Source organism: Erwinia piriflorinigrans CFBP 5888, assembly GCF_001050515.1.
GTDB classification, from domain to species: Bacteria; Pseudomonadota; Gammaproteobacteria; order Enterobacterales; family Enterobacteriaceae; genus Erwinia; species Erwinia piriflorinigrans.
In genome coordinates this window covers 121,198-134,396 of the sequence record NZ_CAHS01000022.1, presented here as the reverse complement: position 1 = coordinate 134,396, position 13,199 = coordinate 121,198, and the positions used below count along the sequence as shown (strand labels likewise).

The window sequence follows — 13,199 nt, the reverse complement described above, 5'->3', positions numbered from 1 at the left end:
TTGTGGTGAGAGGATAAAAAGTATTTATATTGACGCCAAATTCCTTGCAAACATGCCATTCTAAAATTTTCAATTAAATAAATATGATAATTAACCATGCTGATGATTTGTCGGCTCTGATATGCCAATCCGTTACAGTTTGCTTTTTAAGTAAACTGACATCTAACTTGTTGAATTTTTAAAGCATGTTCACAAGGCGTTTTTCAGTCTATTGATGGTTTCATCAAATTAATCAGATCCAGAGCGATTTCTCCTGTAACAGGCACGCTTTCTGGCTTACCTACCTTAGGAAGGGGCGTCCATCACATCACTACACCTTTCTGCTGGCAGCGGTACACCCACTCATCCGCTTGGCGAACGAATCCGGCACTGTGCATAAAGGCGGCAATCACCGCAGGGGCTGATGTGCCATCAGCGGCAATCGACCAATGCTCAACGTACGGATTCTGCACCTGAATATCTTCCAGCAGGTACAGGCCAACGCCGCGTCTGCGGGTCACTTCGCGCACTTCCAGCTGCGACATTCGTGCCTGTGTCCCTGATATCAGTACGATGACCGCTGCAAGCAGGCGATCGTTAAAACGTGCGGCATACAGTTGATGATGTTCATCCAGCCGTGCGGCCAGCGCATCAATATCGGCCTGCGGCCAGATTTTTCTTATATCGCTACGATCCTGTTCAGATAACTGTTGCAGGCGGACGATCGTCAGTTTCATTGAATAACCCGATGCTGAGAAAGGCATATTGTAGCGAAGTTGACCAGACTTGAGCGTTTTTGTTTTCTGTACGAAAACGAGGGGATCTGCGGAAGGCAACCCGCTTTTCCGAGCAAACTCATATTGGTTGCTATTTAACCAGCATAATACGCTAGATTGATGGCGAAAACACCCTCATTTGTGCCAGTAGATTATCCTGCAAAATCCACCGCATACTGAATATGAAGGTTGATTTACAGCAGAAAATTCCTGTTTAATGACCTGAAACTAAAGATATATTGACAATAAATGCGGTATTTTGTGCTAACTGACTAAAACATAACGCGTTATCACGGATCTTACTGCAAATAATAAATAACCCGACAGATCCCACGCCGTAGCAAGATGGCATGACGTTATCTCAGGAACGTCATGTTCAGAGTGACACAGGTTGTCAACGCCGCTGCGGTTTCAGGATCCGAGGGCGCAAACACAACAGGTGGGGAAGTGAAAATGAAAATCTCTAAAGGTCATGCGTTACTGGCAAGCTGTATGGCACTGGTTATCAGCCAGGCGGCGTTGGCGAAAGACATCAAAGTGGCGATTGTTGGCGCCATGTCCGGCCCGGTGGCGCAATATGGTGATATGGAGTTCACCGGTGCCAAACAGGCGATTGCGGATATCAATGCCAGAGGCGGCGTGAACGGCAATAAGCTGGTTGGCGTGGAGTATGACGATGCCTGCGATCCAAAACAGGCGGTCGCGGTCGCCAACAAGGTGATCAATGACGGCATTCGTTATGTCATCGGCCATTTGTGTTCCTCTTCCACTCAGCCCGCATCAGACATCTATGAAGATGAAGGCGTGCTGATGATTACGCCAGCCGCGACCGCGCCTGATCTCACCTCCCGTGGCTATAAACTGATTATGCGCACCACCGGTCTGGATTCTGACCAGGGCCCGACAGCGGCCAAATATATTCTCAGCGACGTTAAGCCGCAGCGCATTGCCGTGGTTCACGACAAGCAGCAGTACGGTGAAGGCCTGGCGCGTTCGGTGCAGGACAGCCTGAAGAAAGCGGGCGGCAACGTGGTGCTGTTTGAGGGTATCACCGCCGGCGATAAAGACTTCTCAACGCTGGTGGCACGCCTGAAGAAAGAGAACGTCGATTTCGTCTACTTTGGCGGTTACTACCCGGAAATGGGGCAAATTCTGCGTCAGGCGCGCGCCGCCGGACTGAAGACCCAGTTTATGGGGCCGGAAGGCGTGGGTAACTCCTCGCTGTCTAACATCGCCGGAGCGGCTTCGGAAGGGATGCTGGTCACACTGCCAAAACGCTATGACCAGGTTCCGGCGAACCAGGCCATCGTCGATGCGCTGAAAGCGAAAAAGCAAAACCCAACCGGGCCGTTTGTCTGGACTACCTATGCCGCATTACAGTCTCTAACGGCTGGCATGGCGCGGAGTAAAAGCGAAGAGCCAGCAGATATTGCGAAGAACCTTAAAGAAGGCGCAACGGTTCCGACCGTCATGGGCGACCTGAGCTGGAACGAGAAGGGCGATCTGAAAGGCTTCGAGTTTGGCGTCTTTAAATGGCACGCGGACGGCTCCTCAGACGCCGTTAAGTAAGCCGGGTTATTTCTGGCAATAACGCCCGGTGAACTGTGCCGGGCGTTTTTGTTACCCCCGAGCGGGGACAGGTAAGGGTTGATAGTATGTCCGAGCAGTTTCTCTACTTCCTGCAACAAATGTTCAACGGCGTCACGTTGGGCAGCACCTATGCGCTGATCGCCATTGGATACACGATGGTGTACGGCATCATCGGCATGATCAATTTCGCCCACGGCGAAGTGTATATGATCGGCAGTTATGTCTCGTTTATCGTCATCGCCGCGTTGATGATGATGGGCATTGATACCAGCTGGCTGCTGATTGGCTGCGGCTTCGTGGTCGCGGTGGTGATTGCCTCCTGTTACGGCTGGAGCATTGAGCGCGTGGCGTATAAGCCGGTACGATCCTCTAAGCGCCTGATCGCCCTGATCTCGGCGATCGGCATGTCGATATTCCTACAAAACTACGTCAGCCTGACGCAGGGTTCGCGTGATTTGGCGCTGCCGAGCCTGGTGACCGGACAGTGGACGCTGGGCGTCAGTAACGGCTTCGCCGCCACTATCTCCACCATGCAGCTGGTGATTTGGGGGGTGACTTTCCTTGCCATGCTGGCTTTGACGCTGTTTATCCGTTACTCGCGTATGGGTCGCGCCTGCCGTGCCTGCGCCGAAGATCTGAAAATGGCCAGCCTGCTGGGGATCAACACCGACCGCGTGATCTCACTCACCTTTGTTATCGGCGCGGCAATGGCGGCGGTGGCCGGGGTGCTGCTGGGCCAGTTCTACGGGGTGATCAACCCCTATATCGGCTTTTTGGCCGGGATGAAAGCCTTTACCGCAGCGGTACTTGGCGGCATCGGCAGTATTCCTGGCGCTATGCTGGGTGGTCTGATCCTCGGCATTGCCGAAGCGCTCACCTCAGCCTATCTCAGCACCGAATATAAAGACGTGGTGTCGTTCGCGCTGCTGATTGTGGTGCTGCTGGTGATGCCAACCGGTATACTTGGGCGTCCGGAGGTTGAGAAAGTATGAAGAAGCTCAATCTGCTTAACGCCGTGGCATCCGCGCTGATGCTGCTGGTACTGGCGGCGTTCTTTATGGGGCTGCGCCTCAATCTTGACGGTACGCGTCTGGTGGTGAATAACGCCGGAGAGGTGCGCTGGAACTGGATCGCCCTCGGCTGCGGCGTGGTGTTTCTGTTCCAGCTGCTGCGCCCATTATTGCACAGCGGTCTGAAAAAAGTGTCCGGCCCGGCACTGGTGCTGCCGGGGATTGATGGTTCAACGGTGAAGCAGAAACTGCTGCTGCTGGCGCTGATCGTTGCCGCAGCGCTGTGGCCGTTTCTGGTCTCACGCGGCACGGTGGATATTGCCACCCTGACGCTGATTTACGTCATGCTGGGGCTGGGACTGAATGTGGTGGTCGGCCTCTCCGGGCTGCTGGTGCTCGGCTACGGCGGCTTCTATGCCATCGGCGCTTACACTTTCGCGCTGTTAAATCACTACTACGGCCTGGGGTTCTGGCAGTCTCTGCCGCTGGCGGGGCTGGTCGCGGCGGCCTTTGGCCTGCTGCTCGGTTTCCCGGTATTGCGTCTGCGCGGTGACTACCTGGCGATTGTGACGCTTGGATTCGGTGAAATCGTGCGCATTTTGCTGCTCAACAATACCGAAATAACCGGTGGGCCAAACGGCATCAGCCAGATCCCTAAACCGACCTTCTTTGGGCTGGAATTCAACCGCAGTGTGCGCGACGGCGGCTGGGACACCTTCCACCACTTCTTTGGTCTGGAGTACGATCCGGGCGACAGAATCATCTTCCTGTATCTGGTGGCGCTGCTGCTGGTGGTCATCACCCTGTTTGTGATCAACCGCCTGCTGCGTATGCCGCTGGGCCGCGCCTGGGAAGCGCTGCGCGAGGATGAGATCGCCTGTCGCTCGCTGGGCCTTAGCCCGACGCGGATTAAACTGACCGCCTTTACCATCAGCGCCGCCTTTGCGGGTTTCGCCGGTAGCCTGTTTGCCGCGCGCCAGGGCTTTGTCAGCCCGGAGTCCTTCACCTTTGCCGAGTCCGCTTTTGTGCTGGCGATTGTGGTACTGGGCGGAATGGGCTCGCAGTTTGCGGTGATCCTCGCCGCCGTGCTGCTGGTGGTATCGCGTGAGCTGATGCGTGATCTTAATGAATACAGCATGCTGGTACTCGGTGGCCTGATGGTATTGATGATGATCTGGCGTCCGCAGGGGCTGCTGCCGATGAAACGTCCACACCTGAAGTTGAAACAGGCGCAGCAGGGAGAACAGCCATGAGCCAGTCTTTGTTAGCCGTTGAGGGCCTGAAGATGCGCTTTGGCGGTCTGCTGGCGGTGAATAACGTCGAACTGGCGCTGCACCCGCAGGAAATCGTCTCGCTGATTGGCCCTAACGGTGCCGGAAAAACCACGGTGTTTAACTGCCTTACCGGGTTCTATCGCCCGACGGGCGGCTCCATCCGGCTGGGTGACCAGCAGCTGGCGGGATTACCGGGGCAGAAGATTGCGCGTATGGGCATTGTGCGTACCTTTCAGCATGTGCGCCTGTTTCGTGAAATGACGGTGATTGAAAACCTGCTTGTGGCCCAGCATCAGCACCTGAAAAGCGGTGTGTTCTCCGGCCTGCTGAAAACGCCCGGCTTCCGCCAGGCGGAAAACGATGCGCTGGAGCGCGCGGCCAGTTGGCTGGACCGCGTCGGGCTGCTGGCGCTGGCCAACCGTCAGGCCGGGAACCTTGCCTACGGGCAGCAGCGCCGTCTGGAGATTGCCCGCTGCATGGTGACCCGCCCACAGATCCTGATGCTGGATGAACCTGCGGCAGGGCTTAACCCGAAAGAGACCCACGAGCTGGACGAGCTGATCGCCGAGCTGCGCCAGCAACACAAGGTCTCGATACTGTTAATTGAACACGATATGAAACTGGTAATGGGTATTTCAGACCGTATCTACGTGGTAAATCAGGGCACGCCGCTGGCCCACGGTACGCCGGAGGAGATCCGCGAAAACCCGGATGTGATCCGCGCTTATCTGGGGGAGGCATAACATGAGTGATGCAATGTTATCGCTGAATAATGTCAGCGCCCACTACGGCAAAATCCAGGCACTGCATAACGTCAACCTGCATATCCGTCAGGGCGAAATTGTCACGCTGATAGGCGCTAACGGGGCGGGTAAAACCACCATCCTCGGCACCCTGTGCGGTGAACCGCGTGCCTCGCAGGGGTCGATTACCTTTGATGGTAAGGATATCACCGACTGGCAGACGGCACGCATTATGCGCGAGGCGATTGCTATTGTCCCGGAGGGCCGCCGCGTCTTTGCCCGCATGACGGTGGAAGAGAACCTGGCGATGGGCGGTTTCTTTGCCGAACGCCAGCAGTATCAGCAGCGTATCCGGCGCGTCTATGAGCTGTTTCCCCGGCTGTATGAGCGCCGTGTCCAGCGTGCCGGAACCATGTCCGGCGGCGAGCAGCAGATGTTGGCGATTGGCCGGGCGCTGATGAGCCAGCCGCGCCTGCTGCTGCTGGATGAACCCTCGCTCGGGCTGGCACCGATTATCATCCAGCAGATTTTCGACACCATCGAACAGCTGCGCCAGGAAGGCATGACGATTTTCCTGGTGGAGCAGAATGCTAACCAGGCGCTGAAGCTGGCCGACCGGGGTTATGTGCTGGAAAACGGTCATGTGGTGCTGGAAGACAGCGGCGCGGCGCTATTAGCCAATGAAGCGGTAAGAAGCGCTTATCTGGGGGGATGATTGGGCGGGGTTTGTGCTCGTTATCTCTGTAAGGGGAGGGGGAGGGTAATCTGGCCCCCTGACCTGAAGAGTCACATGCAAGTGTTGCTGGCGCTTTCGTTCGCTAAAGCGCAGCCAGCTGACGGCAATGCATTGCCTGCTGGGAGCGGTGGCTACATTCTCGATTTCAGATATCATCTTTATGATGTTTTACCCGCACTCATATCAGGGATCTGATAAAATAGAGGCTGAGATAACCCCCTACGCGAATCTCAAAATTCGCTAATGCATTAGGTAGAGGACAGGGAATGTACTCAAACACAGCAATTGTAGCAAAATGCGAGCTGACAACTTTATCGGCATTTCACTGGAACAAGCGTTGGCCGGCGTTAGGGATGCAATGCTGGAACAGGCTAAAAATATTCAGACTGGCGCGACCAGACTAAGTTTTTACGCCAGCTGTTTTACCAGCAACTATCAAGACGTCTGCGCAAATCAGAAAGCTGAAGATATACGCTTTTCTCTAAATATTGTAGGTCTGCTCAGCAAACGAAACGTCATTGAACGGATGATCAGGATTTACGTTGACCTTCTGCTACAGAACATGACACCAGAACGCCTCCGGAACATCAAAAAATCCTTATCGCATAAGGGGGCATCCTTTGTGTCAGGTTCATTGACGAATCAAACTATCGGTGCTGCTATTATTGCCGCAGCCTGTTACTCATTTAGCATGAAAACAGCGATAGACAGTGTCCTGTTAAGATACAGTACATTAGCAATATCTTTGACCGGCTTATACGCTTACGTACAAAAAGCAGCAGATGCGGCCAACAGACTTAAACAACAAAACGGTACTACTACAGCATACTCTACGCAGAAAAACTGGAAATGCTGTATTTTTTGATAGATCCCATCATTAGCAGAAATCCTCCCCTGATACGTATTCGCTCATCAGATGAAGAGATAACAAGCACCATTATGCGGATGATTCGATGAATTTTTTTTAAAAGATGGTTGACCTGGCAGCTACGATACCTCGCCAGCATTATCATTTGTGCCGTGCTCATTATTGGGTTCGCTGCGTCAGGCGGCATGTTCTGGCCCGACTATGCATGGGGCGCGACAGCACTCTTTACGGTGGTAATAATATGGCTATTTTCCCGCTGGAAATAGCCTGTTTACTGGAAAAACGCCGCATTACCAAGGTGTCTGGCAAATTTTCTACGTGAGTATGAATATCGCCACAGTATCAGCTGACGTCTGGCTAACTTGGAAGCATTTTGGCTATTGCACATGCATTAGATTAGGATTGGGGAGCTTGTCACTCTTCCTGAAGGTCTTAATAAAAATATCAGTACAACGCTAAAATACTACCTATGATTTAGTATTCTCAATGATTTCTGCTGGTTTGAAGTTAATTCTGAATTCATTTTCATCCGGATAAGCCTGATAAAATCCATTTATTTTTTCATTAAAAAAAGAATAAAACTTGCCATTAAAATAATCCGAATCGCTTACATCGTTCTCACGAAAATAATCATCGGTGCTGCTTTTGCAACCAAAGTACAGTCCACTTAATTTTCCAATATCCATTTTTAAAAGAAACAGGCAATCAGGCCCCTCATGTCGCCATATTTTATGCAAGACATCACACTGACCGGTTCCAAGTAGGTAGCTTATGCTAAGGCCAGTTACTTTAAACCTATATATCTCATTGTCATCTTTACCAGGAATTTCTTCAATTAATCTACCAGCTACCGGGATTTCAGATATTTCATTCATCCCCTTTCTGGTTAGTAAAATTTCTGTCACCTCTGTGAAAGGAATAATAAACCTATATTCAAATTCCTTATCCCAATCTTCCGATTTGCAAAAATAAAGCGTTTCAATAACTCTATTTAAATCGCCGTTAAAATTATGGAAAGGTCTTGTTTTTTTGTAGTTTATATGACCATAGTAAAAACCCGTTGGATTCTCGATATGACTACCCTGCCAGACATTGGCATTTCCGAAAAATAATGATTTTGGATCGTTTTCATCGAATGTGAATTCTGCCATTACACCCCTGTGATTATCAGAATAATGTGACCACATGTATATGTTACTTTTATCACCACTCATGGAAATACAACCAGACATATTTACGAACTCTTCAAACTCATGTTGTTTCTCAGGCGAAAGTAAAAATTTTTCTAGGTCGTTTTGGCTTAATTTGAACTCGAAAGGGTCATTCTGTGAGTATGATTTAGTAAGCCTGAGTGAGTGGGATTTTGCGAAAGAATTAAAAGTACTCATACTCATGTATTTGTATAATTTCATAATAACCGGATTCCTGTTTTTACATCTTATTATTCTAACACATGCAAATGGAAATGCTTATGAGGTCAGAAAATCAAATCTGCATTGGTAAAACGTCAAGAGAAAAAATATATTTTATTAAGCCCATGCGGCCATCATGATCAGCTTCTGCAAACATTCGCAGCACTGGCCGATCCCGTCAGTGGTGATTGTTTTTGTGATGTCACGGGCTGGCACCGATTATCATTCAGCAGATTTTCGACACCATCGAACAGCTGCGCCAGGAGGGTATGACCATTTTCCTGGTGGAGCAGAATGCTAACCAGGCACTGAAGCTGGCCGACCGGGGCTATGTGCTGGAAAACGGACATGTGGTGCTGGAAGACAGCGGCGCGGCGCTGTTAGCCAATGAAGCGGTGAGAAGCGCTTCATTGGGGGGATGATTGGGCGGGTTGGCCTGAGCCCGTTATGCGGTGCAAAGGGTGAACCCGGCTATGACTGAAATCTGTATGGATTTAACAATACGGTTGTTATCGAACCTCGATATCGATCTGATCAATACAACTCTGCGCTTGACTGTGATTTCCTGCTGTATACCACTGGCCTGATTGTAAAGTGATCTCTGTCAGGCCATCTACAGGGATACAGCGCCAGTTGAATGTGGAGCCAGGCGTCACTGTGCCTTTGCTGCTTTCCCCACCAAATTGATAGAACAAAGCTTGTTTTCGCCCCTTTTTTGAGCCCAGAGCATGATGGCACATCTCGCGATAGTATCCTTGGTAAAATGCCGTTATTTGTATATACTATTATGTATATACAAAACAGTATTGCCACGGCAGGCCTATGGAGATGGATTTTGAATGGGATTTAGTCAAGGCTGAATCGAATTTACGCAAGCACGGTATTCGCTTTGAAGAGGCTGCACTGGTTTTTGAGGATCCTTTTCACCTTTCAGTGCAGGACCGCTTTGAAAATGGTGAGTACCGCTGGCAAACCATCGGAGCTGTAAGAGGATGCTTAGTGGTTCTTGTAGCCCATACGATACGCTTTGAAGACGGTACCGAGATCATTCGCATAATCAGCGCTCGCAGAGCCGATCGGAAAGAGAGGAAAACTTATGAGCACAGTGAGATATAAACGAAACGAGCTTCCATCCCTTACTGAGAAACGAAAAGCCGAGCTGAAATCACTGTCTGAGCAGCCTGACAGCCAGATTGATGACAGCGATGTCGGCACGCTGGATGATTCATCCTGGCAGAACGCTGTGCGTGGACAGTTTTATCGTCCCGTCAAGAAGCATGCTTCAGTCAGAATTGATGCCGATGTTTTGGAATGGCTTAAAGAACCTGGCAAAGGCTATCAGACAAGGCTTAACGCAATTTTGCGAGAAGCGATGATGCGTAACCAGCAGCTGAAATAATTTTTTATCCGGCAAGGGATCGCGTTTTCAGCGCACATCCGCTTACCGCCCTGTCGTCTCTTTTAGCAGGGAACAATAGGGCGGCAGGCTGTATAAAGAGAGGCGTCGTAGCTCCACGAAGCGCTAAAAATCGTGCGAAAATAGTGAGTTCGGTCAGGGTTGGTCGTCACCCGGCGGTCATAAAAGCGTTATATTTCTGTCATTTCCCCATGTCATGTTACCTGCCAATTACAGCAATGCGCGTCTTCGCGCCTGATAACACCGTGGACAGGAAACCGACATGCCATCTTTATCATTCCGTCACAATGCACTTAGCCTGATAGTTGGGCTGGCTTTCAGCACCAGCGCGCTGGCCGCCACCGACATTCCTTTCTGGCATTCGATGGAAGGCGAGCTAGGGGTAGAAGTTAACTCGCTGGCGACCCGTTTCAATGAAACGCACCCTGATTACCGCATCGTTCCTACCTATAAAGGCAATTACGAACAGAGCCTGGCCGCCGGAATTGCGGCGGTGCGCACGGGAAAAGCCCCGGCGATCCTACAGGTCTATGAGGTCGGCACGGCAACCATGATGGCGTCAAAAGCCATTGTGCCGGTGTATGAAGTGTTCAAAAACGCCGGTATTGCCCTGGATGCTAAGCAGTTTGTGCCAGCGGTGGCGGGTTATTACAGCGATGCCAACGGGCAGCTGATCTCGCAACCGTTTAACAGCTCCACCCCGGTGCTGTACTACAACAAAGATGCGTTTAAAAAAGCCGGTCTGGACCCGGAGCAGCCGCCAAAAACCTGGCAGCAGCTGGCGCAGGATACCGCCGCGCTGCGTAAAGCGGGTATGGCCTGCGGCTATGCCAGCGGCTGGCAGGGCTGGATCCAGATTGAGAACTTCAGCGCCTGGCATGGTCAGCCGGTAGCAACGAAAAACAACGGTTTTGACGGCACCGATGCGCGACTGGCGTTTAACAAGCCGCTACAGGTGCGCCATATCGCCATGCTGGAAGAGATGAATAAAAAGGGCGATTTCACCTACTTCGGGCGCAAAGATGAGCCAACCGCCAAGTTCTATAACGGCGACTGCGGCATCACCACCGCCTCTTCAGGCTCGCTGGCGGACATCCGCAAATACGCCAAATTTAACTTCGGCGTTGGCATGATGCCATACGATGACGGCGTGGCAAACGCGCCGCAGAATGCCATTATCGGCGGTGCCAGCCTGTGGGCGATGAAGGGCAAAGATGCCGCAACCTATAAAGGCGTCGCCGAGTTTATGCAGTTCCTCGCCCAGCCGGAAATTGCCGCCGAATGGCACCAGAAGACCGGCTATCTGCCGATCACCACCGCCGCTTACGATCTGACCCGCAAACAGGGCTTCTATCAGCAGCATCCGGGCGCGGATATAGCCACCCGCCAGATGCTGAACAAAGACCCGCTGCCTTACACCAAAGGGATGCGTCTCGGCAATATGCCACAAATCCGCACCATCGTGGATGAAGAGCTGGAAGGGGTTTGGACAGGAAAACAGGCTCCGCAGGCAGCGCTGGATAACGCCGTCAGGCGCGGTAACGAATTGCTGTCGCGCTTCGAGCAGCAGAGCAAATAACCGCACGCCACGCTTCACTTATCCGCCCGCCAGTGGCGATCCCCTGCGGGGCCGCCACTGCGACTTTGATACGAGAGTACTTTGATGTCCCAACCCCGTCCCGTTTTCCGCAGCGGCGTGCTGCCTTATTTGCTGGTGCTGCCGCAGCTGTTGATCACCGCCATCTTCTTTATCTGGCCAGCTGGCGAAGCGTTGTGGTATTCGCTACAAAGCATCGATCCGTTCGGCATTTCCAGCACGTTCGTCGGGCTGGAGAACTTCACGCGGCTGTTTGCTGACGATTACTACCTCGACTCCTTCTGGACCACGCTGAAATTCAGCACGCTGGTCACGGTATGCGGCATGAGCTTCTCACTGCTGCTGGCGGCGCTGGTCGATTATATCGTGCGTCTGAAAAAGACGTATCAGACGTTGCTGCTACTGCCCTATGCGGTGGCACCGGTGGTGGCAGCGGTATTGTGGATGTTTCTGTTTAACCCTGGACTTGGCCTGTTCAGTCACCTGCTGAACCACATTGGCTACCGCTGGAACTATGCGCAAAACAGCGGTCAGGCGATGTTCCTGATCGTGCTGGCCTCTATCTGGCAGCAGATGAGCTATAACTTCCTGTTTTTCTTCGCCGCGCTTCAGTCGATCCCCAAATCCCTGACGGAAGCCGCAGCGATTGACGGAGCCGGCCCGGTACGCCGCTTCTTCAGCCTGTCGCTGCCGCTGATTACCCCGGTCAGTTTCTTTCTGCTGGTGGTCAACCTGGTGTATGCCTTCTTTGATACTTTCCCGGTCATCGATGCCATCACCGGCGGCGGCCCGGTACAGGCGACCACCACCCTGATTTATAAAATTTACCGTGAAGGCTTTGCCGGACTCGATCTCTCCTCGTCGGCGGCGCAGTCGGTGGTGCTGATGCTGTTGGTTATCGGGCTTACGGTGGTTCAGTTCCGCTTTGTTGAGCGTAAGGTGCGTTACCAATGATTGAAAACCGACGAGGGCTGGATATCTTCAGCCATACCCTGCTGATTCTGGCTATTTTAGTCATTCTGTTTCCGCTTTACGTGGCGTTTGTCGCCGCCACGCTGGACAACCAGGCGGTTTATCAGGTGCCGATGACGCTGATCCCCGGCTCGCATTTATGGGAAAACGTCAGCCGTATCTGGCAGCACGGCGTTAACGGCAGCGGCCCGGCGTTTAGCGTGCTGATGCTGAACAGCCTGGTGATGGCGTTTTGCATCACGCTGGGGAAAATCAGCGTCTCGATGCTGTCGGCGTTCGCGCTGGTGTGGTTCCGCTTCCCGCTGCGTAACCTGTTCTTCTGGATGATTTTTATCACTCTGATGCTGCCGGTGGAAGTGCGCATATTTCCGACGGTACAGGTGATTGCCGACCTGAACATGCTCGACAGCTACAGCGGATTAACCCTGCCGCTGATGGCTTCAGCCACGGCGACCTTCCTGTTTCGTCAGTTCTTTATGTCGCTGCCAGATGAGCTGATGGAAGCCGCCCGTATCGACGGGGCCGGCCCGCTGCGTTTCTTCCGCGACGTGGTGCTGCCGTTGTCGAAAACGAATCTGGCGGCGCTGTTCGTGATCACCTTTATTTACGGCTGGAACCAGTATCTGTGGCCGCTATTGATCGTGAACGAAGCCTCCCTCGGTACGGCGGTAGCGGGGATCAAAAGCATGATCTCCAGCAGCGGCTCGCCCACCCAGTGGAATGAGGTAATGGCGGCGATGCTGTTAACGCTGATCCCGCCGGTGGTGATTGTTTTTGTGATGCAGCGCGCCTTTGTGCGCGGTCTGGTTGAGAGTGAGAAATAAG

The 13,199-nt window shown here is 52.4% G+C and carries 14 protein-coding genes and 1 pseudogene; 13 read left to right on the top strand and 2 right to left on the bottom strand.

The window, feature by feature from the left end; all coding sequences use genetic code 11:
• Positions 1 to 302: 302 nt before the first annotated feature.
• Positions 303 to 716 (bottom strand): aspartate 1-decarboxylase autocleavage activator PanM, encoded by a 414-nt coding sequence (gene panM, locus EPIR_RS16730; protein ID WP_023656665.1) that lies wholly within the window; start codon positions 714 to 716, stop codon positions 303 to 305.
• 492 nt (positions 717 to 1,208) lie between these two features.
• Here panM and EPIR_RS16725 point away from each other — a divergent pair, with 492 nt between their 5' ends.
• From EPIR_RS16725 to EPIR_RS16700, 7 genes are all read left to right on the top strand, one after another.
• A complete protein-coding gene (locus tag EPIR_RS16725) occupies positions 1,209 to 2,324 on the top strand; it encodes a branched-chain amino acid ABC transporter substrate-binding protein (protein WP_023656663.1) in 1,116 nt (371 codons plus the stop codon).
• 86 nt (positions 2,325 to 2,410) lie between these two features.
• The gene (gene livH, locus EPIR_RS16720; protein WP_023656662.1) at positions 2,411 to 3,337 is read left to right on the top strand and encodes a high-affinity branched-chain amino acid ABC transporter permease LivH; all 927 of its coding nucleotides are present in this window, start codon (positions 2,411 to 2,413) and stop codon (positions 3,335 to 3,337) included.
• Positions 3,334 to 4,608, top strand: coding sequence for a high-affinity branched-chain amino acid ABC transporter permease LivM (locus EPIR_RS16715; RefSeq protein ID WP_023656661.1), 1,275 nt, complete (start codon positions 3,334 to 3,336; stop codon positions 4,606 to 4,608). The genes livH and EPIR_RS16715 overlap by 4 nt, the downstream gene beginning before the upstream one ends.
• Positions 4,605 to 5,372: a high-affinity branched-chain amino acid ABC transporter ATP-binding protein LivG gene (gene livG / locus EPIR_RS16710; RefSeq protein ID WP_023656660.1), complete on the top strand. Its 768-nt coding sequence runs from the start codon at positions 4,605 to 4,607 to the stop codon at positions 5,370 to 5,372. The genes EPIR_RS16715 and livG overlap by 4 nt, the downstream gene beginning before the upstream one ends.
• Before the next feature lies 1 nt (position 5,373).
• Positions 5,374 to 6,087 carry a high-affinity branched-chain amino acid ABC transporter ATP-binding protein LivF gene (gene livF, locus EPIR_RS16705; protein WP_023656659.1) on the top strand — a complete coding sequence of 238 codons (714 nt, stop codon included), beginning with the start codon at positions 5,374 to 5,376 and terminating at the stop codon, positions 6,085 to 6,087.
• Positions 6,088 to 6,162: 75 nt separating this feature from the next.
• Positions 6,163 to 6,303, top strand: coding sequence for a hypothetical protein (locus EPIR_RS18820; protein ID WP_157037546.1), 141 nt, complete (start codon positions 6,163 to 6,165; stop codon positions 6,301 to 6,303).
• Between the two features lie 100 nt (positions 6,304 to 6,403).
• The gene (locus EPIR_RS16700; protein WP_240987376.1) at positions 6,404 to 6,973 is read left to right on the top strand and encodes a hypothetical protein; all 570 of its coding nucleotides are present in this window, start codon (positions 6,404 to 6,406) and stop codon (positions 6,971 to 6,973) included.
• Positions 6,974 to 7,443: 470 nt separating this feature from the next.
• On the opposite strand, the gene EPIR_RS16695 is transcribed toward EPIR_RS16700, so the two are convergent.
• Complete coding sequence (locus tag EPIR_RS16695) at positions 7,444 to 8,388, bottom strand: DUF2971 domain-containing protein (RefSeq protein WP_023656658.1); 945 nt, start codon at positions 8,386 to 8,388, stop codon at positions 7,444 to 7,446.
• Between the two features lie 206 nt (positions 8,389 to 8,594).
• On the opposite strand from EPIR_RS16695, the pseudogene EPIR_RS18470 reads away from it, so the two are divergent.
• The 6 genes and pseudogenes from EPIR_RS18470 to ugpE form a co-directional block, all read left to right on the top strand.
• A pseudogene (locus tag EPIR_RS18470) lies at positions 8,595 to 8,810 on the top strand (branched-chain amino acid ABC transporter ATP-binding protein); the annotation flags it as partial.
• A 400-nt stretch (positions 8,811 to 9,210) separates the two neighbouring features.
• Positions 9,211 to 9,504 (top strand): BrnT family toxin, encoded by a 294-nt coding sequence (locus EPIR_RS16690; RefSeq protein ID WP_023656655.1) that lies wholly within the window; start codon positions 9,211 to 9,213, stop codon positions 9,502 to 9,504.
• Positions 9,485 to 9,787 (top strand): BrnA antitoxin family protein, encoded by a 303-nt coding sequence (locus tag EPIR_RS16685; protein WP_023656654.1) that lies wholly within the window; start codon positions 9,485 to 9,487, stop codon positions 9,785 to 9,787. The genes EPIR_RS16690 and EPIR_RS16685 overlap by 20 nt, the downstream gene beginning before the upstream one ends.
• Positions 9,788 to 10,067: 280 nt before the next feature.
• Entirely contained in the window at positions 10,068 to 11,384 is a 1,317-nt protein-coding gene (gene ugpB / locus EPIR_RS16680; protein ID WP_023656653.1) for a sn-glycerol-3-phosphate ABC transporter substrate-binding protein UgpB, read from the top strand.
• An 84-nt stretch (positions 11,385 to 11,468) separates the two neighbouring features.
• Positions 11,469 to 12,356, top strand: coding sequence for a sn-glycerol-3-phosphate ABC transporter permease UgpA (gene ugpA, locus EPIR_RS16675; RefSeq protein ID WP_023656652.1), 888 nt, complete (start codon positions 11,469 to 11,471; stop codon positions 12,354 to 12,356).
• On the top strand, positions 12,353 to 13,198 hold the full coding sequence (gene ugpE, locus EPIR_RS16670) for a sn-glycerol-3-phosphate ABC transporter permease UgpE (RefSeq protein ID WP_023656651.1): 846 nt from the start codon (positions 12,353 to 12,355) through the stop codon (positions 13,196 to 13,198). Before ugpA ends, ugpE begins: the two co-directional genes overlap by 4 nt.
• The last annotated feature ends 1 nt before the right edge of the window (position 13,199 follow it).